General features: G+C 39.4%; 23 protein-coding genes. 10 read left to right on the top strand and 13 right to left on the bottom strand.

The features are described from left to right. Positions 1-141: 141 nt before the first annotated feature. The 3 genes from PQ477_RS17785 to PQ477_RS17775 are packed head-to-tail and all read right to left on the bottom strand — an operon-like array spanning position 142 to position 3,129. Entirely contained in the window at positions 142-510 is a 369-nt protein-coding gene (locus PQ477_RS17785; RefSeq protein WP_035396164.1) for a YxeA family protein, read from the bottom strand. Then, positions 507-2,375 carry an FtsX-like permease family protein gene (locus tag PQ477_RS17780; protein ID WP_274272596.1) on the bottom strand — a complete coding sequence of 623 codons (1,869 nt, stop codon included), beginning with the start codon at positions 2,373-2,375 and terminating at the stop codon, positions 507-509. The genes PQ477_RS17785 and PQ477_RS17780 overlap by 4 nt, the downstream gene beginning before the upstream one ends. Next, positions 2,362-3,129, bottom strand: coding sequence for an ABC transporter ATP-binding protein (locus PQ477_RS17775; RefSeq protein ID WP_144558918.1), 768 nt, complete (start codon positions 3,127-3,129; stop codon positions 2,362-2,364). The genes PQ477_RS17780 and PQ477_RS17775 overlap by 14 nt, the downstream gene beginning before the upstream one ends. 154 nt (positions 3,130-3,283) lie before the next feature. Here PQ477_RS17775 and PQ477_RS17770 point away from each other — a divergent pair, with 154 nt between their 5' ends. The 3 genes from PQ477_RS17770 (at position 3,284) to PQ477_RS17760 (ending at position 6,126) form a co-directional block, all read left to right on the top strand. Beyond that, a complete protein-coding gene (locus tag PQ477_RS17770; RefSeq protein WP_035396162.1) occupies positions 3,284-3,991 on the top strand; it encodes a response regulator transcription factor in 708 nt (235 codons plus the stop codon). Then, a complete protein-coding gene (locus PQ477_RS17765) occupies positions 3,981-5,375 on the top strand; it encodes a sensor histidine kinase (protein ID WP_035396160.1) in 1,395 nt (464 codons plus the stop codon). The genes PQ477_RS17770 and PQ477_RS17765 overlap by 11 nt, the downstream gene beginning before the upstream one ends. Positions 5,376-5,859: 484 nt before the next feature. Continuing rightward, positions 5,860-6,126, top strand: coding sequence for a hypothetical protein (locus PQ477_RS17760; RefSeq protein ID WP_144558917.1), 267 nt, complete (start codon positions 5,860-5,862; stop codon positions 6,124-6,126). A gap of 81 nt (positions 6,127-6,207) precedes the next feature. On the opposite strand, the gene PQ477_RS17755 is transcribed toward PQ477_RS17760, so the two are convergent. Then, a complete protein-coding gene (locus PQ477_RS17755) occupies positions 6,208-7,533 on the bottom strand; it encodes a right-handed parallel beta-helix repeat-containing protein (RefSeq protein ID WP_274272595.1) in 1,326 nt (441 codons plus the stop codon). A 205-nt stretch (positions 7,534-7,738) separates the two neighbouring features. On the opposite strand from PQ477_RS17755, the gene PQ477_RS17750 reads away from it, so the two are divergent. The 5 genes from PQ477_RS17750 (at position 7,739) to PQ477_RS17730 (ending at position 11,780) form a co-directional block, all read left to right on the top strand. Continuing rightward, a complete protein-coding gene (locus tag PQ477_RS17750; RefSeq protein ID WP_274273595.1) occupies positions 7,739-8,437 on the top strand; it encodes a response regulator transcription factor in 699 nt (232 codons plus the stop codon). Beyond that, the gene (locus tag PQ477_RS17745; protein WP_060705895.1) at positions 8,437-9,372 is read left to right on the top strand and encodes a sensor histidine kinase; all 936 of its coding nucleotides are present in this window, start codon (positions 8,437-8,439) and stop codon (positions 9,370-9,372) included. The genes PQ477_RS17750 and PQ477_RS17745 overlap by 1 nt, the downstream gene beginning before the upstream one ends. A 93-nt stretch (positions 9,373-9,465) precedes the next feature. Further along, a complete protein-coding gene (locus PQ477_RS17740; protein WP_274272594.1) occupies positions 9,466-10,389 on the top strand; it encodes an ABC transporter ATP-binding protein in 924 nt (307 codons plus the stop codon). A gap of 14 nt (positions 10,390-10,403) precedes the next feature. Next, the gene (locus PQ477_RS17735) at positions 10,404-11,111 is read left to right on the top strand and encodes an ABC transporter permease (RefSeq protein ID WP_274272593.1); all 708 of its coding nucleotides are present in this window, start codon (positions 10,404-10,406) and stop codon (positions 11,109-11,111) included. A gap of 96 nt (positions 11,112-11,207) precedes the next feature. Next, the gene (locus PQ477_RS17730) at positions 11,208-11,780 is read left to right on the top strand and encodes a YdeI/OmpD-associated family protein (protein ID WP_274272592.1); all 573 of its coding nucleotides are present in this window, start codon (positions 11,208-11,210) and stop codon (positions 11,778-11,780) included. A gap of 7 nt (positions 11,781-11,787) precedes the next feature. On the opposite strand, the gene PQ477_RS17725 is transcribed toward PQ477_RS17730, so the two are convergent. Next, positions 11,788-12,708, bottom strand: coding sequence for a helix-turn-helix transcriptional regulator (locus PQ477_RS17725; protein WP_274272591.1), 921 nt, complete (start codon positions 12,706-12,708; stop codon positions 11,788-11,790). 80 nt (positions 12,709-12,788) lie between these two features. On the opposite strand from PQ477_RS17725, the gene PQ477_RS17720 reads away from it, so the two are divergent. Beyond that, positions 12,789-13,238, top strand: a complete 450-nt coding sequence (locus PQ477_RS17720; RefSeq protein WP_274272590.1) for a VOC family protein — start codon at positions 12,789-12,791, stop codon at positions 13,236-13,238. Positions 13,239-13,510: 272 nt separating this feature from the next. Here the strand turns inward: PQ477_RS17720 and PQ477_RS17715 are convergent, their stop codons facing one another. The 8 genes from PQ477_RS17715 to PQ477_RS17680 form a co-directional block, all read right to left on the bottom strand. Next, positions 13,511-15,424, bottom strand: a complete 1,914-nt coding sequence (locus PQ477_RS17715; protein ID WP_274272589.1) for a serine hydrolase domain-containing protein — start codon at positions 15,422-15,424, stop codon at positions 13,511-13,513. A 187-nt stretch (positions 15,425-15,611) separates the two neighbouring features. Continuing rightward, positions 15,612-15,995 carry a YwqH-like family protein gene (locus PQ477_RS17710; protein WP_038479592.1) on the bottom strand — a complete coding sequence of 128 codons (384 nt, stop codon included), beginning with the start codon at positions 15,993-15,995 and terminating at the stop codon, positions 15,612-15,614. 11 nt (positions 15,996-16,006) lie between these two features. Further along, on the bottom strand, positions 16,007-16,459 hold the full coding sequence (locus PQ477_RS17705) for a PH domain-containing protein (protein WP_274272588.1): 453 nt from the start codon (positions 16,457-16,459) through the stop codon (positions 16,007-16,009). A gap of 249 nt (positions 16,460-16,708) precedes the next feature. Then, on the bottom strand, positions 16,709-17,023 hold the full coding sequence (locus tag PQ477_RS17700; RefSeq protein ID WP_274272587.1) for a hypothetical protein: 315 nt from the start codon (positions 17,021-17,023) through the stop codon (positions 16,709-16,711). Between the two features lie 303 nt (positions 17,024-17,326). Further along, positions 17,327-17,665: a hypothetical protein gene (locus tag PQ477_RS17695; protein ID WP_274272586.1), complete on the bottom strand. Its 339-nt coding sequence runs from the start codon at positions 17,663-17,665 to the stop codon at positions 17,327-17,329. A 143-nt stretch (positions 17,666-17,808) separates the two neighbouring features. Beyond that, complete coding sequence (locus tag PQ477_RS17690; protein ID WP_055735190.1) at positions 17,809-18,132, bottom strand: hypothetical protein; 324 nt, start codon at positions 18,130-18,132, stop codon at positions 17,809-17,811. A gap of 111 nt (positions 18,133-18,243) precedes the next feature. Then, positions 18,244-18,582 (bottom strand): hypothetical protein, encoded by a 339-nt coding sequence (locus PQ477_RS17685; protein ID WP_055735189.1) that lies wholly within the window; start codon positions 18,580-18,582, stop codon positions 18,244-18,246. A 456-nt stretch (positions 18,583-19,038) separates the two neighbouring features. Continuing rightward, positions 19,039-19,902, bottom strand: coding sequence for an AraC family transcriptional regulator (locus PQ477_RS17680; RefSeq protein WP_274272585.1), 864 nt, complete (start codon positions 19,900-19,902; stop codon positions 19,039-19,041). Positions 19,903-20,140: 238 nt separating this feature from the next. Here PQ477_RS17680 and PQ477_RS17675 point away from each other — a divergent pair, with 238 nt between their 5' ends. Further along, entirely contained in the window at positions 20,141-20,761 is a 621-nt protein-coding gene (locus tag PQ477_RS17675) for a DUF4352 domain-containing protein (protein WP_274272584.1), read from the top strand. Positions 20,762-20,896 lie beyond the last annotated feature (135 nt).

The raw sequence follows: 20,896 nt of genomic DNA, 5'->3' as shown, positions 1-20,896 counted from the left end.
ATGGGAATGAAACGCTAATTTCTTTCTTTTTTTAGGATGGTGATGCGTGTCATCCCTATTCAACTAGATACGTACAACAAAAACAGGGTGCATCTTTGCACCCTGGACTCTTTACTGCTTCTTTTCTTCGAGAATCAAACTTTATGGCACCTGTAACAATTTGTCTTGTGCCCCAGCAGGAATGTCTTCCCACTTTACTTCGTCATAAGACGTTACGTCATCGTCGTTTTTCACATAAAGCATCAGGTAAGCTTCTTTTCGTAATTCTCTCGTAGCTGAAAATTGTACGATTGTGGAATTACCTGCTTCATCAATAGCAGGAAGTTCATACCAATATCGGGATACCACTTCACCAGAGTCAAGACGAGTTTCTTCCACTTCAACATAATCACTTATTTGAACATACATATTCTCTTTGCCAAGACGGTTTAGATCCATTGTTGCCAATGCAACCACCGCTCCAACAAAGAGCAGGACGATGACAAGTACAATACCAATCCCTTTTTTCATTTTGAAGTACCTCCTTTGAACGTTGTAAAGATTGTTTTTTTCACACTCTGTACGGTTACAACATAGTAACCTATATAAATGAGCGTATAGGCAAGCATCCATAAAAGAACCGGAACAAATAACTGAAGATCAAGCAGTTTAGAAAAGGCTGTTAAAGCAACACTTCCATGTAGCAATCCTAAAAGAAGAGGAGCAACAAAAATCATTCCAACCTGATGGCGAATGCTTCGCTTCATATCTTTTTTAGATACACCTACTTTATGAAGAATGGTGAATGCTTTCTTATCTTCTTCTACTTCTGTCATGAGCTTGAAGTAAATAATGCTTCCCATTGCGGCTAAAAAGACTAAGCCTAAAAAGCTACCAACAAACATCAGTACCCCAGATGATTCCATTGAATCTCTGTAATCTTGCACTGCGCTTGAGAATTGATTTATTTCAGAAGAAGAAGCTAATTCCTGGGATAGCTCTACCTTATTCTGATAATTGCCTACTTGAATTGCTTGGTAGCTTTTTTCCTCTGCTTCTAAAGCATCATATTGTGAATCTGATAGAACAAGCGCAGTTCCACCCATTGTTCGAACATTGAAAAGAGCATCTGCATACATGCTTATCACGTCGTAGTCATTCTCCTGCAGCTGCACCGTTTCTACATTAGCAGACCACCGTTCATCATAAAACGCATCAACGATGATCATTTGGTCATCTGCTAGCTCTTCTGTTACTTCCCATTCAAGTTGGTGTGAAAGGGTTAGAAAAGTCGATTCGCTTATAACGGCATAGTCGAACTCGTGGTCTCCCAGCATAACCCGTGCCGATTTACTGACAAAAGACGTTTCATACTCAACTTGTTCCTGATCCATTTCTAGCGCGGGGCCTTCCCACATAAAGGTAAAGGGTGAATACCTCTCAACATCCTTCTCAACATTGTAATACATGCTAAAGACGGCACCACCTGCAGTAAGGATTGTTGCACTCAATGTGGCAATAATGGTTAACGTAAGCGCGTTTCCTTTGATTCGATAAAGCAATTGCGATACGGTCAGTAAATTCAACCCACTCCATGTCCAATGGATTTGTCTTTTGATGACATGGAGCAAGTAGACGAGCACGCTTCGAAAAAGCAGATACGAGCCTAATACCGTCAGCCCAATTATAACGAGAGGCGTTGCAATCCCAAGTTGTCTCCAAACAATAGATGTGGCAAGATCTTGCAACGCCATCCAGTATCCAGTTGTAAGGAGGAGAATCCCGATAATCGACGATAGTAGCCGAGCACGTGGAAGCGCCTCTCCCTTTTTTTCAGCATGAAACAAATCAATTAGTGCAAACCGATAAATTACACGATATCCCTGAAAGGATGTCACTAAAAATAAGACGAAAAACACCAATACGGTATGAAGGACCGCTTCAAAAGAAAATGAAAAGCTCAGTGTAAAATCCAGTCCCATTAACGCCATTAGTAGAGAAAGAAAAAATTGAGATAAAACAAACCCTAATCCGACCCCAATAACAAGTGAAAGAATACCAATTGTCATATTTTCTAAAAACAGCATCCACCCGATCGTTTTCTTGCGAATCCCTAATAAAGCGTAGAGAGCCATTTCTTTCTTACGTTTCTTAATAAAAAACGAATTCGAATACAGAATAAAAATGGCGACGAAAACCATCAGAATGAAAGTAGAAGCCGTAATAAGGCTACTTAATTGCCTTGACTGTTCGGATGCTACTAGAATGTCGTCGTTGTATCGCAATGTAACAAAAGTGAAGTATACAATGATGGAAAAAATGGTAGAACCAATGTATAAGCCGTAGCTTTTTACGTTCCGTTTCATATTCTTCCGTGCAATATCAGCGAATGTCATCTCCATCACCACCTAAACGTGCAAGTTCATCAAGAATTGTTTGAAAGAATGCCTTTCTTGATTCATTTCCACGAATCAATTCTTTCTGTACGTGACCATCATTTATAAATAAAATCCGACGACAAAAGCTTGCTGCAAACGCATCATGCGTCACCATCATAATCGTTGTTTCGTGAGTTTGATTTAGCCTACTCATGCTTTCTAGTAAATCGGATGCGGCTTTTGAATCAAGTGCACCAGTTGGTTCATCAGCAAAGATGATTTTTGGATTTGTCACCATCGCTCTGCAAGTGGCTACGCGCTGCTTCTGTCCACCTGAAAGCTGATACGGGAATTGATTAAGTAGAGATTCAATGCCAAACATCGTTGCAATAGCCTCTACTTTTTCATTCATTGCTTTAGCGTTCTCTTTTGCTACAGCTAGAGGTAAGAGAATATTCTCTCTGGCCGTTAATGAGTCAAGCAAGAAATAATCCTGGAAAATAAACCCTAGGTGTGTTCGACGAAAATCAGCAAGCCTTTCCGTGTCCATCTTCGCTAGATTTTCTTCTCCAAGAAAAATGTCACCTGATGTAGGGGAATCAATTGTTGCAAGAACGTTCAACAACGTGGATTTCCCAGAACCTGACGGCCCCATCACTCCTACAAATTCTCCATGATCAATCGTTAAGGAAATCTGATTTAAGGCGTGAAAACGAGTTGAGCCTTTTCCATATGTTTTTTCAATTTGGTTAACACTGAGTAACGAATCCATTTGCCAAGCACCTCTTTCTTCTGTCTATTACTTTATCTCTTCACTCTTAAATCAAAATCACGTTAACCTTACAAAAACCTTAAATACATGTAAGAACCGGCAGACACTGATATGATAGAGAAAACGCTCCTCTTTTTTTGAAAGGATGATGAAGATGGAACAACCTCGCATTTTAATTGTGGATGATGAACATGATTTATGTCAGTTAATCAAAACAAGCTTAATAAAAGAAGGCCTCACACAAATTGAAACGGCTGGAAGTATAAAAGAAGGATGGGATCGTTTTCAGCGATTGAAGCCTGATTTGGCTATTCTAGATATCATGTTACCTGATGGCGAAGGCTACGATTTATGCAAGAGTATTCGCACCGTTTCCCGTATACCGATCTTATTTCTATCTGCAAAATCAGACGAACTTGATAAGATTCTTGGGTTGGCTATTGGTGGCGATGATTACATCACGAAACCTTTCAGCCCAAAAGAAGTAGCTTACCGTGTAAAAGCTCAGCTCCGACGTGCTGGAACATACGCGAATGAGTTCGAGCAGCCGAACCACCAATACGTACTGACAGTCGGTCCTTTTTCAATGAATGAGCATGAAACCGAAGTAAAAAAAGACGGTCAACTTTTAGAGTTAACCGCAAAAGAAGTAGGTTTAATGGCTTGCTTTTTGCGGAATCCAAATCAAATTCTTAGCAAAGAGACATTGTTTAGACGTGTATGGGGAGAAGAATTCTATGGGGCGGACAACACGTTAATGGTTCATATTAGGCGTCTACGTGAAAAAATCGAGGAGCAGCCTTCCAATCCGCAGTGGATTACCACTGTAAAAGGATTAGGCTACCGTCTACATGGGAACTAAGTTAACAAAAACGAGATGGAGATTAACTGGTAGCTACCTGATTTCAATAGTGATTATTGTGTTAATCATACTGTTTGTTAATACATTTATTTTGGTTTTTTACTTAATGAATCAACATCTAAGCAACACGGCTGAAGAGGAACAGAATTCAGCAGAAGTCTTTGCACGAGGTTTTAGTCACTATTTAGCACTTGATGATGGAGAACCCATCTTATCCCAAGAAGGTCAGGATGCGTTACAAAACTACGGAGCGTGGTTTCAACTACTTGATGAAAACGGCGTCGTCGTGGACTCCTATTTAGCACCATCTACTGCTTCTAGCAACTACACACCGATGGATCTTGTTCATAAGTACAAGTATATGGATGATGAGTTTAATACGTACTTCGTCGGTGCTTATGAGTCGTTTAGTTATATTGTGGGTGTTCCCTATTCCGATGATCGGCGCTACGTTTTTACTTTAAATCCAGAAACCGTTCTGTCTTTTTTATCGGAAGCGTTACTCGCCATCATTCTTATTGACACTATCATCGCCTGTAGTATTGGTCTTTTATTTAGCGCTAAATTGACTAAACCCATTCAAGCCATCATTGAACGAATTTCACAACTGAAGAATCGAAATTTTAAACAGCAGCACTTGAAAAAACCTGGAATCTACCATTCGGTTTTTTCAAACTTAAATGATGTTTCAGATACGCTCAAAAAGCACGAAGCGGAACAACATAAACTTGAAAAGCTACGCAATGAATGGATTAGCAACGTATCACATGATTTAAAAACACCACTCGCTTCCATTTACGGATACGCAGAGTTGCTCAAAGGTGATGACGTTTCTCAGCAGGAACGAATGGACTACGCGGAAGTTATTGAACGTCAATCAAGCTACATTCAAAACTTAATTGATGATTTTAATTTGACCATGCGCTTACGCAGTCAGCAAATGCCCTTACAGCTAAGAGACACTCGTATTGAACCGTTTGTACGTGAAATTGTCATTGATGTGTTAAATCAACCAACTTTTAAAGACGCATCGATTACGTTTACAAGTGAAGCACCTCAGCTGACACGTCAAGTGGATCAACATCTTCTTAAAAGAGGACTACTCAACTTTATTTACAATGCCCTGATCCATAATAAGGAAGGCGTTTCTGTCCATGTAAACGTGACGTCTACCTTTATTTTAATTAAAGATAACGGCGAAGGTATACAAGGCGATTTGCATCATATCTTCGATCGTTATTACCGCGGTAGTAATACAACCAATATTAATGGAACCGGATTGGGAATGGCAATCGCCCGAGATATAATGGAGGCACACGGAGCAACGGTTGAACTGACTAGTCAAAAAGGCAAAGGGACAAGCATCAGAATCTTGTTTGGCTAGTCATCTTCACTGTTTGCAGAAGAAAAAAAGACCCCGCCTTGTTGATTACAAGGCGAGATCTTTTTATTTTTTTAAAATGACTCTGCGCACGATACGATTCACACCTGCTATTGCCACCGTTGTTATAGCCGAAGCAAGAATTCTCCGAACCAACATATCGATCACTCCTATTGAATGGTATACGCTTATAATTCCCTGAAAAGCGGTGTATAAACATCATCCATTTTCAATAGCTGCTCACGTCCCTAAAAATGAATACCCACAAAATAAATGGACGATTAAAAATAATCATTTAGTTTTATTCTAGCTCGTAACGGTTATAAATGGATAACGTCATAATCGCTTGACGAAACAAACGATTCACATATAAACACAATCTTCGTCTACTCCCCTTTTTAACAGATTGAGTGACATGTGCTTACTAGGTCAATGTTGTCTAACAGTCATACATCCTAGAATATCAACGCAAAGGAAGAGATTGTATATGAAAACGAGCAAACGACACATAACCGTTGTATTCATTCTATTTGCTATAGGTGGCTCTGTTCTAACTGGTATTACTGGAGTGGGTCTGCTCTATCTATCGCGATTGATTTGGCACGATCAATTATTTGAATCCATAACGTATTTAGGCGCATTTTTTGTAGCAGCCTTGCCAGGATTTATTGGATCATTATACTGGGCTTACTTTTTTATAAAAAAAGAAAGACGAGAAACCAAGCATTTAGACGATGGGCATCGTCAAAACTAATCGTACTACGAAAAAGAGGCTATGCATTCATAGCCTTTTTTCGTACTTACTTATTCGTCACCTGTGGTGTATCCATCGCCTTTATAAAGCACGAAAGACAGCCCCACGATCACTCCCAGTCAAGCGCTGGAATTCCTTCAGTGAATCCACGTCCTTATTCTCCCACAGCCACCTAGCCTTAACATCTTCTTGTATCACATATTCATTTTCACTAAAGAACATGTTTTCATTTTCATCGTATTCGTTACTAATAAAAAGACCTGTTTGGCTTGCACTAAATTGATTCTGTTCAATTCGGTTTGAAAACGTATCGTATTGCACTAAAAGTTGTGCGCCCTCTAGCCCGACTGTATCGTTATGTGACACTACATTTCCTGCAATAACCGTGTTTGTAGTCCCTCCACGTTCTGTATCATACCCGCCTATGGCGATGCCAGTATAGCTATTCTCAAAGACCACGTTGTTCAGGATGTCTATGTGATTTGCATACTTGCCTTTATGTTCAGACGTCGCTTCTATACCAATATCGTTCTGATAAACCCTATTGCCTTGTATCAACACATCACTTCCACCGTCTACATAAATTCCGCCAGCACTATAATCCTTCTCATAACTCGGATTCTCATAGCTAGAATTATGATGAACAACATTCCCTTGAATAATACCATGACGCGCATAGTCTTTCGATTGATCTATGGCGATGCCTTCATAGCCAATCACGTCAATTCCAATGTTATCTGTTTCATAAACGTGATTGTCGTTAATGGTAAAATGACTGACATCTCCGTTCACGACTAATGCCTCACTTAACCCTAACCTTAGATCTGTTAGCGTATTTTGGTTAATCCGAATATCTGTAATCGATTCATTTCCGTAAACGGCAATGCCATGAGCGTTTCCTCCAACAGCCGTTGTCGAGACTCCTTGGATTGTATTATTCACGATCTCAATATGTTGACTTGCACCAGTAATCAAAATACCTATTACCGTTTTGTCAACATGGTTTGTCGTGACGTCTCCGATTGTAAAGCCATCAATCGTAATATAGCTATGACCATCGATTTCAATTAAAGCCACATCATCCAAGTCGTCTTCCAACCCCTTACCGCTTAGGAAAACATCTTCTCCTTGATACGCTTCAAAACGTATTGGCTTTTTTTCTGTTCCGCTATGCTGTATGAGAAGAGGTTCCACATACGTCCCCTCTCGAACGAAAACAGTCGTACCAGCTGTCGCTTTTTCTGCTGCCACCTGTAGGCTCACCAATGGCTGATCCATTGTACCAGGGTTTCGATCATCACCATCTGGTGCAACATAAAGAATACGCTCATCAGAATGATTCTGACAACTTACTAAAAACATCCCTGCTAGTAAGATGACTCCTATAAAAAAAACTTGTTGTTTCAATTCATTTCGTCCCTCTCTGGAAATAAACTACTCTACTATAGTTTCATTATACCACGCTGTGAGAAGGCCTAATGATTATCTTTCTTGATTTTGTCAATTCTCCTCAAAGCTGATTATGACAAAAGCGACAGCTTTACGATAAAATTTGCTAAGATGTGTTTTAATGTATAGAGCTATACTTTATAACGAGAAAGACGGTGCTAGAATGAATACATTATTACTTGTAGAAGATGATGCAGCGATTAGTGAAATGGTTCAAACCTATCTTACAAACGAAGGCTTTACTGTTGTTCCTGCATTTACCGGGCAGGAAGCCGTTCAGCGCTTTGCAACCGATACGTATGACTTAGTCTTACTTGATTTAATGTTACCTGAATTAAATGGAATGGATTTCCTACTAAGCCTTAGAAAAACGAGTTACGTTCCTGTCATTATTATGTCCGCAAAAAACAGTGAGTCTGATAAAGCAGTCGGTCTAGGTTTTGGCGCTGATGATTACATCACAAAGCCTTTTTCCATGATTGAGCTATTAGCAAGAGTAAAAGCAGCCATTCGTCGAACGACCCAGTATAAAAATGCTACCCTCCTACCCGACGTTCCAGCAATTGTACGTGTCCACGAGATTGAAATGGATCTTCATTCGTTTATCGTCAAGAAAAAAGATCAAGTGATCCATCTCACCTCAAAAGAATGGAAGCTATTAAAGCTCTTCATTGAAAACCCTAAAAAAGTGATGACGAAAGAACAAATTTATTATTCGGTTTGGGAGGATCACTATTATGGAGACGATCATGTCATTAACGTTCATATGAGCCGACTGCGCGAAAAAATTGAAGATGATCCAGCCAAGCCACTGTACATTAAAACCGTCTGGGGTATTGGCTATAAATTAGGTGAATTTTGATGATTGCTTTTCTCTTACTCCTCATTACCCTTTTACTTTTTACGATTGGTTTTCAAGTGTACTTAAAACGTTCGCTTCAAAAACAGCTGCGTTCCATTAAGAAGCAGCTAACCGACATTGTCCATGGTCAAGCAAGCGGCCCTGTGCTTATAGGAACGGACCATAAACAAATCGCAGAGCTACTTGTTTCAATGAATAAACTCATTGATCAAAACCGAGAGCATGCTCGTCAATTTATTCGAACAGAACAATCAATGAAGCGCATGCTCTCCAATATTTCCCATGACTTGAAAACCCCTTTAACTGTTATCTCTGGGTATGCTGAAATGCTTAACGAAAAAGTCGACATGCCCAACCAAGAGCGCGAACGTATTCTTTCTCACATTCATGAGAAAACAGATGAAATGACCACATTAATCGATTCTTTTTTTGATTTAGCGAAGCTTGAAGCAGGAGACAAGCATTTACCATTAGAGGCCGTCAATCTAACGGAAATCTGTAAACGCTCCATTCTTCTGTTTTATGAATTCATTGAAACGAAAGGATTAGACGTTCATATTGACTTACCAGATTCACCTGTCTTTGCACTCGGCAACGAGGAAGCGTTACATCGAATTTTAGCCAATTTAGTATCAAATGCCCTTCGGTACGGAGCCGATGGAAACGTGATTGGATTACACGTGTACGCGGAAGAGGACTTTGTTGTGATTGAAGTGTACGATCAAGGGATTGGCATTCCTGAGTCCGATCAACAACACATCTTTGAGCGTATGTATACATTAGAGGAATCCAGGAATAAAGATTTTCAAGGAAGTGGATTAGGGTTAACCATTACAAAGAAACTGATCGAACAAATGCAAGGAACCATCTCTGTGTCGTCAATTCCTCACGAGAAAACGTCCTTTATTTGCAAATTAAAACGCGAGAAGGGCTAGTCTTTTTTTCTTGAGATTTTTGTGAGGTTTACGATAGAGAAAAGAAATAGTCAACCGTTACAGTAAGAGTATAGGAAATAAAGGAGGCGCAACATGGACTATATTGTTCAAACGAGAGGTCTTACGAAACGATACGATGGACATGCTGTTGTATCGGACGTTTCATTGACTATTAAAAAAGGTGAGATTTACGGCTTTCTTGGTCCTAATGGCGCAGGAAAATCAACAATCATGAAGCTGCTTATAAACGCGATTAAACCAACCAGTGGCGAGATCGAGCTATTCGGTTCCCCCATAAAAGAAGATTCCTTTCGTTACTTACAACGAATCGGGAGCATGATTGAATACCCTATCTTTTATGAGAAATTGACTGCTCGGGAGAATTTAGAGCTACACTGCGCCTACATGGGCTATCACGACAAACAAACGATTTCCGATGTGTTAGAGTGGGTAGAGCTTTCTAGAGATGCGCATAAACGACCTCATCAATTTTCATTAGGTATGAGACAGCGCCTATGCGTCGCAAGATCCATCCTCACAAAACCGGAATTCGTCATCCTTGATGAACCCATTAACGGCCTTGACCCTGAGGGGATTCAATCCATGAGAAGATTGTTTAAAAAACTGAACAAAGAATATGGCATGACCCTATTTATTTCAAGTCATATCATTGGTGAAATCGAACAAATTGCGGACACGATCGGTATGATTAAAGACGGAAAATTAATAGAAGAAACATCAATGGATTTATTAAAGCAACAGAATACCGAATACATCGAGCTCGTCACAAGCTCTCCTAAAAAAGCAGCGGTTCTCTTACATGATCAACTAAACATAACAAACTTTAAAATCGTTGAGAATCAAGCGATTCGTATTTTTTCAACAGAGGTTTCTCATGCCCGAATTTCAAAAGCGTTAATACTAGAAGACATCGAGATTCATTCTATCCAAACAAAGCAAACGACATTAGAAGAGTATTTTATTAAAAAAATCGGTTTACGTAAAAATGACCAATAAAGGAGGAATTGTTAATGTATCGTTTAATAAAGCTTGAATTGAAAAAACATAAAATCGGTTGGTATATAAAAGGAACGCTCATTGCGAATGCAAGTATTCTTGCCATGCTCTATTTCTTCACTGTTATTGAAAAACTTGAAAACGACGTTATTTTCCAAACAAGTGATGAATTTTTTATGTTCACCGGCGTGTTAATTAGAGGAACATTTATTATCTTTGCATCCGTTCTTATCACTAAGATCGTCATTGATGAATTTAAACATCGAACCAGTCTCGTTTTATTCTCGTACCCAATCAACCGAAAGAAACTAATAGCCGCCAAACTTGTTCTTATTTTTAGCTTAACCTTCATAATGATGACACTTTCGACGCTGTTTATTGTAGCGAGCTTTACTGGACTCAATGCGTTCATTGGCTTTTCTGCCAACTTACACGTTACTCAGGAACAACTTTTACAAGAATTACTACGTTTAATTGGTTTTAACGTAGCAGCAGCTGGTACGTCTCTCGTTCCTCTTTACTTTGGGATGCGTCATTTTTCAACGCCTGCTACCATCCTTTCCGCGGTTCTAATCGTGATCGTTACAAGTTCTTCTTTAGGACCCCAATTCTCTTTAATTAACATCTTTTACATCCCATTAGCGCTAGCATTCATTGGGTTGATCATCGCATGCGTATCTATACAAACGATTAATCGTTTAGAATTAAATGAACCTGTATGAAGGCTATGGGCAATAGGTCCATAGCTTTTCACAACGTAAAGGAAAGAACGATGATAGACCACACTATTTCAGACAAAAAGAGGAGGCTGATAAACGATGGAATTAAAAAACGTACTTCCGTTAAAAACGAGACAAGAATTAAGAAATTGGTTCGTTCAACAGTCAACAGTTGACACTTCCTGTTGGATTATTGTAAGTATGACTGAACAGCCGCAAACGATTTATTATTTAGATGCAGTGGAAGAAGCACTATGTTTTGGTTGGATTGACGGCATCAAGAAAAAAGTCTCTTACACTCAATTAGCCCAAAGGCTCTCTCCTAGAAAGAAGAACAGCCATTGGACAGAATTAAACAAAGAGAGAGTAAGACGCCTACAAACATTAGGTCTAATGAAAGAAGAAGGACTCCGAATTCTACCTGACATGAACCTTAGCTCCTTTACCATAGACGAAGAAATTAAGAAACAAATCATGTCAGACGAAGACGTCTACCGCCATTTCAATCACTTCCCTGAGCTTTACAACAGAATTCGAATAGACACGATTCAGAGCTATAAAAAGGATCGTGCTTTATTTGAAAAGAGGTTAGACAAATTTATAACGAATACAAAAGAAAACAAACAATATGGCCAATGGCATGACAATGGACGGCTTCTTAATTACGAATAAACAGCTCTCATTCATACAATGCTAACGCTTCTCTTAAAAAAGACGTGTAGCCATTACGATAACTGGTAGGACCAATGATTTTTATCCTGTTCCCAAATCCCGCAAGAAACTGATACGCGTATGTGTTCTCAGGTAATGAAATGGTCGCCATGCACGTTCTTTTTGTCTTCTTCACAACAGCTTCTCTTCCAAACCGTTCAATGAACTGATCTCGAACACCAATATCAATCTCAATTTCGACATTCGCCACAGTAGGTTTTACAGGGTCTTTCTTAGTCATTTGTTGATTTCGAGTCACTTCTTGTTCCGTTTTAGGGGTAAAGAAGCCCTTCTTCTCCATATCTGTTATTCTCGTTAATTTAAATGTTCGAAAATCATTACGCTCTAGGCAAAAGCCCACGACATACCAGTGCATCTCCCTCAGTTGAACCTTATACGGTTCAACGAGCCTATGGGTGATTCGCCCTTGTTGATCCACATAATCAAACGCTAGTAACCAATGGTGATCAATCGCCTTCATCCAATAAGACAGCTCTTCGTTTGTTTCACTTCTCCCAATCGACTGATAAAACGTCACATCCATCTTTGAAGCTAGATTCGTTGGACTCATGCCCTTTATTTTCTGAATCGTCAACTGGATAGCGCTGTTCGTTGTCAATTGTTCAAACCCATCTAACGCCACTAAGATATGTTCAATGTCTTTCTGATTCACCAACCGCTTATCAAATTTGTATTCTTCCATTAGCGCATACCCTCCACTCGGGCCATGCTTTGCATAAATGGGTATGTTTGCATAACTCAATGTTTCCACATCCCGTTGAATCGTACGTTTTGTCACTTGAAAGAGCTGACTAAATTCTGATGCAGACACGACCTCTTTTTTTAACAGAATCATGATGATGGAAAGAAGTCTTTCAACTTTTTGCATAACGCCCTCCTATATACGACAGACAGTTGTCACCTATTGTCCAGTATACTACGAATAGACCAATGAGGAGGTTAGACAAAATGAACGCAATCGCATATTTACAATTTAGTGGGCAAGCACAAGAGGCACTCGATTTTTATCAAGATGCATTACAAGGAACCGTTAAGAAGGTGAACTTTGGTTCTATCCCGCAAGACCCTTCTGCTCCACTTAGTGGTGAAGAACAGGCGATGATTATGGAATCTCAAATCGCGTTTTCCGATAAGATCCTGATGATCTCTGACGTACTCCCTTCTATGCAAAGCGTCATAGGCGACGTAACAAGAGGAACCAACGTCATCATAAGCATGATTGATGGAGACGACGAAACGAATAAACGTTATTTTGAGAAGCTCTCAAAAGGTGGGACGATCCTAATGCCGATTTCTTCTGTTCCTTGGTCATCTAGTTTCGGTATGCTGATAGACAAGTTCGGGATGACGTGGAAATTCAATAGCGATGCAAGTAGCTTTTTGAATCGACTCGTTTAACGTCATTAAAAAGAGGCCGAGACATAACTAAAAGTAGTATTTGAAAAGACGAATAGTCTACAGGAGAATCCTTCGCTTTCCGGGGACACGGCCTCAGCCTCCTCCGTGGAAAACCGCCACTTCAGAGTCTTCAGACACGTGCTGATCCCCCAGGAGTCTTCGGATTCTCCTTCTGCTAATTTTCATATAAAACAAACGACGAACGTTCCTATTTTCAGGAATGTTCGTCATTTTGGTCTGTCTATCTACTTTTGTCCCAGCCTCTTTATCCTTTAGAGATAGAGAAAGTTAAGAAAGAATAACAAGGAAAACAAACTGGCCAATAAACAGCCTAGTAGCACAACGAAAGCCTTTATTAAGTAGAAGCCTTTTTGCTTACGCCACCCTTTTACAATTGGATAAAGCACCGCGAGAAAGGCGAATAGAAGGAGCCAAAATCCGATTACGTAGAAGGTGAAATTAGACCAAGGCTGAAACGGATTGCTTGCCAATTGAACAACAATGGTGCCAAAAAGACCAAGAGTCAGAACGCCAACGAAAGACCACGCTATTACCCCTCTATGCAAAGAAGTGATGAGGGTTTGGTGCCTTCTTTTTCGGATAAAGCCAACCATTCCCCATACAAGACCAACAAGTGAAAACAGTGCAGCGCCTCCTACTATTCCATAAGCGACATAAGGTGACGCTAGCCACGATATCGGTAATTCATCTGCAATGACGCCATACGATAATTGCTCCACCTCACCGGCATCGTTCGTTTTAAAGAATAAGTGATCCGTATTCATTCCAGCGTTATCAAGTAAAGACGATTCTTCTGTCACTTTTTCAAACAAGTATGGAGCCGTTTCCACATAGTCTAGTTCTACGCCGAGAGCAGCAATGGATAACGTAATCCCACCCTCTTGATTAGCAGAAATAACAGAGTCACCATCAGAGAGAAAAGGCATGATTTTCATTGGCCCTGTTTCAACAGAGCGTGCAGACCGGTAGCGACCCTCTACTGCTTCACTATGATTCACATCATCTGTCGCTTCTGGCGTTTCTGTCGACTTCCCAATTAAAACATCCGTTAGTTCTCTTCTCGCACCTGCCATCTCACCATCCATATTTGTCATAACGGCAATGCCAAACTGTTCATCAGGTACGATGGAAAGAAGTGCGCTAAACGCATCTGTATTTCCACCATGCTCTAAGACACGATAATCCCCTGCTTGACGCTCCCAAAACCCGTGTGCATTTCCTGCCATATCAGGATGGGGCGTGTATAGTGTCCGGTGCATCGTATCCAATGTTTGTGGGTCGTTAAACAATACGTACGAGCCAGATTGCTCTGTATTTAAGTGTGCAATCATAAAATGAGCAAGGTCATTTGTCGTCGTCGTCAAACCACCAGCCGGATTATCATTAATATAAGAAGTTGGTTTAGCGACCCATTCCGTACCTTTTTTCGTGTATCCAACTGCCTTCTCGTCCATTAAACCAGGAATGCGATCATAGCGCACATCAAATGTGGAGTGCTCCATTTCTAAAGGCGTTAAAATCAATTGCTCCACATAATCAGCAAAAGCCATACCTGTCAATTCCTCAACCACATAACCTGCAAGATTCGTACTAAAATTGGAGTAAGCCACCACATCTCCAGGGGGATACAGTTGCTTCGGCTGTCTTTCCGGTGCTAAGTAGTCTTCCAATTCAACTAGATGATCAGGATCGTAAACCGTCAAATCCTCTACTCGTTCTTCAAATCCCGCTGTATGGGTCATCAAATGAGCCACTGTGATCGGTTCATCATAGGTGAGCGCTGACTCCCCTCCCTTTAAATACGGTCGAACATCGGTATCAAGAGTGAGTTGCCCCTCTTCCACCAATTGCATGATGGCAGTCCACGTAAATAATTTAGATACCGAACCTGCTTCCATATACGTGGTTTCAGGATGAACCAGTTGTTCCTTCTCTCTATTGGCTAACCCATACCCTTTTTGAAAAACAATCTCCCCATTTTGCACAATCGAAACAGAGGCTCCTGGTACGTCTTCTTCAATGTAAGCCTCCATAATCGAATCAACGGTTTCTTCAATGTCAGCTGTCGGTATACCAGAAGGTGTCGATAGACTTTCCGCATATCCTATAGAAGGATAGAGGGAAACCATGACCGATACAATCACCAGTGAAAGTAGTTTCTTCATTTACATTCGCTCCTTTGCAATTCTTTCACTCATGAGTATACGGATGTAACCTTTCTTTTCTCTATCGCAAATCTCACGTTTTTCTAACGAATAAAAAAGGAGTCTAAATAACAAAAAACCATGCAGGACGGTTTACCTGCATGGTGTGAGTGGTACTCTAGCTTTTTTGTGAACAATCATAAATTTTCTACCTTTCTTTTTCGCGCTCGATCGCTCGTTCAAGTCCAATTCTGTAGTCACTTAAGAGGCTATGCTGATGGTTAATCACCTCTTGCGTTGACTGAATCTCTCTAGTTGCTTTTTCTATTGTTTCGCCTACTTCGTTTAAAAGATCATTATACGAATTGACAACTTCAGCCTCTCGTTCAGCATCAAATTCATTTGCATGTTTACCGTACCACGTATCTTTTGTTAGTGCTGGTTCTTTAAATGTGTGCTTCGCATGCGCCATTGTGATTTCTTGACCCATTAAACGAGCTCGGCATGCTCGTAAACGATTGATTTTATCATTCGCTGTTTCAATAAAGTTTTCTGTTGATTGAACTCGACTTCGCATGATTTCAACCGACACCATACTCCCTCCTATCTTACCTTTGCTTCCATACGGTCATCCAACTGAGGTGCCCGTTTCACTAATTCTCGTTTAAATTCTTCCATACGCTCGGGAGAGATCTTCACTTCCCCTTTTGGACCTGTATGTTTAATCGTAAACCCATGGGAAGAGCCAAGAATTCGCTCATTACCCGAGAAAGGGCTGCCCATTGGCTCAATGGCTGTCATGCTTTCATAGGGAAAAACCCTGCCAATAAAGCCTGCTTGGGCAACCAACCCTTCTTCTTTGAACTCATAAGAAATAAACACCATGCCCGATACAAAATAAATCATGCCTATAATAAATAAAAAACCAAAAAACAACAGGCGTCCGATGGAATCATCCATTATTACAAAGATCGCCATAATGGCAGTCAGTCCTACCACTAAACTGCTGTAGCCCGTTATTACTTTTTTATCTCTTGTTGTTTTATATACACTCATGTAGACGTTCTCCCTCCTTTATTTCACAGCTTGTTTCAGCACACGGTTAAGCAATTTCCCACTAACATCTTTCCATTTGTTCAAAGAAGTTTTTTGAATGATAACGTCATCATTTGAGTAGACATCTCTCTTAGCGCTGTGAAAGTCCGACTTTTCACCAACACATGGTTAAAAGTACAATCCACTCTTCCGTCGTGCAACGCATAAATGGTTTCATCTATTCATATTCTTATCGTTTAAATGGTTGCGTTAAAACATATGGGGAATGTTGACAAGAATGAATAGCATTACTGTTATTCCAATCCACTCTAAAAGAAAAATAAAACGCCCCTTTATTCCTCCATGTTTTTCAGTCGAACGTCGAAATAAAACAACTGCAATTCCAAAAAACATATAGTAAAAACCATTCATGAACCGATCATATATACCCTTCGGTTTTTCTTCATACAGTTTATTAACTAAGAAGACAAAAGGCGTATTCTTTCCTAGAATAAAAAGCAGCATCGCCGTAATCAATTGAAAAGCTATAGCAAGACCTATTATAAACGCAAAAACATCTATCAAAGTTTCAACAGCTCCATCTCAAATATTTAATTATCTAAACCAACCAACTTTTAAAGTTTTCTCATAAACGCCTTTAAGCTGCATAAGCTGATGCGCGCCACTTTAAATGACATTCCCCAGTTCTATTCTGACTTCTCCTAAATACTATCTATCCAAATAACTCAGCTATTGTTTCATATCCACATATTGTAAAAAGTAAAATTTATTCTTCAGTTGTACTACATATAAATGGTTTCATCTAGTATTCTCCTTATCTTGTAGATGTTAGTGTGATACCTTATTTTAAAGCTTTTTTCCTTTTATTTAACTAGTAAGACTAGTTTCAATAGCATTAATGATATTACCGATAATAATTAATACAATTGTCGCCATAAAAACCAATCCCGCATAGCGAAGTTTCCCTTTAATACCACCATGTTTGGTCATGACTTTCTCATAAACACGATGTGCAACCCCATAGTTCATTATGTAGAAAAAATTCATAAACTTATCGTACCAGTCTTTCGGATGGTGCTCATAGAAGTTCTCCACAAATCGTGCATATGGATTGTTTTTTCCAAACACAAGAAAAACAAATGCTGTTATGTATTGGTACGCTAAACACAAACCTACTAAATAAAGAATACCCATATAAACAATCATTCAATTCGCTCCATAGTTCTAATTTTCAACTTAACCAGCACCTGGCGCTATCAGCCCAATCAATTTAGTATCATTTTCTGTGAAATTATCTTAATGACACGGCAATGGTTTCACTGCCACACATTGTCAAAAAGCAATTGTTTTTAAAACATATAAGGAATGTTGACTGCTATAACAACAAGAACGAAAATGACAATCCATTGACCGAGATAAATGAGCCTTCCCTTAAATCCACCATGTTTCTCAATCAACTTTAAAAACGAAAGATGGGCAAAACTATGAGCAGCTATATAAAAAACATTTGTGAACCAGTCAAAAAAATCTTTAGGCTTTTTCACATAGTAGTTCGATAGGTAACTACCTATAGGTGAAGAAATGCCAAATAAAAAAAACAACATACCTGTTATAAACTGCAATCCGATAGAAAGACCAACAATAGTAAAGATAATTAAACCAATTGTCTCCATTTTACCCACTTTGATTTTAACTTTTTTGTACTTTTACCCAACTTTTCATTATTTAGCAAAAACTATAAAAAACCTTGCTGTTTAACTTTTAAATTGCCAATCTTAGTTTTTCTAACTTGTGAGCCTAATTTCAATCACATTAATAATATTTGCAACAATAGCTAAAACAACTGTCGCGATAAAAATTAACCCCAAATAGCGCAATTTCCCTTTAATACCACCATGTTTGGTCATGACTTTTTCATAAGCACGATGAGCAACCCCATAGTTCATTATGTAGAAAACATTCATAAACTTATCGTACCAGTCTTTCGGATGGTGCTCATAAAATTTCTCCACAAACCGTGCATATGGATTGTTTCTTCCAAGGACAAGAAAAACAAGTGCTGTTATATATTGAAAAGCAAGACTAATTGATAATAAAAACATAACGCCAGCATAAACAATCATTTAATTCGCTCCATGGTCTCGTAATTGCTCCTTTAACTACATCTTAACCAACTCCGATTGCCAAGTTAAGTTTTAATCCGTATAATACTTTCGATTTTCAATTAAGACTATCCGTAAATAAATAATGCCTAAACCTCGAAAAATGATTAAACTCAACATTCCATTTAATCCCAATAGAGTAAATAATAAAAATAGATGAGTTTTTAAAATGAATAGTTTAGAGGGACTATTTTTCTTCGAAATGATTATCTCTATTATCTATACGGCAATCTAGTTTTAGTAGTTTCAAAATCTACTAGACAATATGATTATTTACTCTAAAAAGCCTTTCGTTTGCTTGTAAATCAATCATAAAAAAGATGTCTATTGAAAGCACTTAATAGACACCATTCTTAATAGCTATGGTATTTGAGAGGGAGTCTTTCTTTTAACACGTTGCTCTACTCCCACCCTTCCTCACTTCAACGGAATCCAAATCTCCGCATAAGAATCTTCTTTCATCACATCTTCATCTACATAGACTTCAAGTTCGGGAGTGCCTGCGTGCTCGTATGGATTCGATGGGAACCATTCTGAGAAAATCTCTTTCCATACTTTTGGAATTGCGCTTGGAGCTGGTCCGTGTACTTCAAATACGCCCCACGTGGATGCTGGTAAAACAAGCTTCTCGAACTCGTCTGATTCACTCGCAGATGACTCTGCCGCAATCCAATACTCAACTTTTTCAATACTCGTATACACTTGGTTGTCTACACATACCCCCAACAAACCTTTAATTTCTCCATTGTTTAACCCAGCTAAGGTTGCAATGGTGCCATCTTGTGCAGCTTGATCCCACATCTTCGGTATGTCTCTCGTATTTTTATCGTTTCTAAGTGAAAATGTCCTCCTTGTTCCAATTATTTGAAATTCATCTCGTTTTACTACTCGATAGCGCATTGGATTTGCTCCCTTCAATTGTACGTGCACAACAAGCCGATTGTACGCATTTACCTTACCAAGCCCTTTCCGAATGGCACTTGGTGTAACCCCGTGTTGCTTACGAAAGGATTTTGTAAAGGCTTCTGGCGTTTCGTACTGGTATTTGTACGCAACATCAATGATTTTCAGATCTGAGCTGACCAATTCTTGTGCTGCCAATGTTAAGCGCCGTTTGCGTAAATAGTCACCCACAGACATATCCGTTAACACGGTAAACAACCGTTGAAAATGAAACGGGGACACATTGGCTTGTTTTGCGATCTCGCTGATTGTTAGTGGTTCAAGCAAATGCGTCTCCATATAGTCAATCGTTTCTTGTAATACATCAATCATTGCCATACCTTCAACTCCTTGGCTTTATCTTAAAGGGATTCCTCAACTGAATCTGGTCCATTTATGCGCGGTTGTAACCGATTTTGTATCTAAAAAACAACTTAATCTTCTCTATTCAAATCTAAGCGTCTCGTTTAATATGAATTTATTATACAATCCCATCAGCAATTTTTAACAAAATGTTTAAGAAATGAAAAAAAGGTTATGTGAAGAGAGAACAATTAAATAAGAGGAGAATATACATATGAAACGTACAACTAGTTTGATAGCTACAATGGTCGCTATTCCCTTTATTTTAGGTGCATGCTCCGATTCTGACGACGACGCTTCAAGCGCTCCAGCTGAAGAATCATCTACAACGGATGATGCAGGTACAGATGATGGCGTCGAGGATGAGATAGCTGACACCGGTGCTACGACAGAAGAAGGCGAAGATCAACTAGATCTTGTTGTCGGAGATACAGCCATTATGCACAGCAACATTGCTTCTTTTGAATTTACCCTTAATAGTGTGGACATGGTTGAGGAGATTGATGGGGAAATGCCGGAATTAGATGGCTATATCATTGCTTCGATTACCATTAAAAACATTGGTGATGAGCCCATTGACGCTTTGGAAACATCTCGAACGTTTGAGTACACCGATTATCTAGAAGGATCAGGCATGCCAGATGATTCTGAGTGGTACGATGAATACGACGGGGTCGAGGGAGAGATTGCTCCGGGAGATGAAATGACTGGGACGGCGGTTTATCAAGGTTATATCGATGAAGAAAATTATCTCCGCGTGAAGCCTGGTTTAACCGGTATTAGCGCCATCAACGATGCGACGTTTACATTTACCCGTGATGAATTAGAAAATTAAGTTTCGCAAAGAAGGTTTCTCTGCATATGAGGAACCTTCTTTGTTTGTCTACGTTTTTATCGCTCAATGGTTACCCTTTCTTCTCCGATAAAAAAAAGGATAGCAAATTTATATTGAACCTTTTCCCTTCTTCAA

Source organism: Shouchella hunanensis (assembly GCF_028735875.1).
GTDB lineage: Bacteria > Bacillota > Bacilli > Bacillales > Bacillaceae_D > Shouchella > Shouchella hunanensis.
This window is presented reverse-complemented; position numbering and strand designations above follow the sequence as displayed.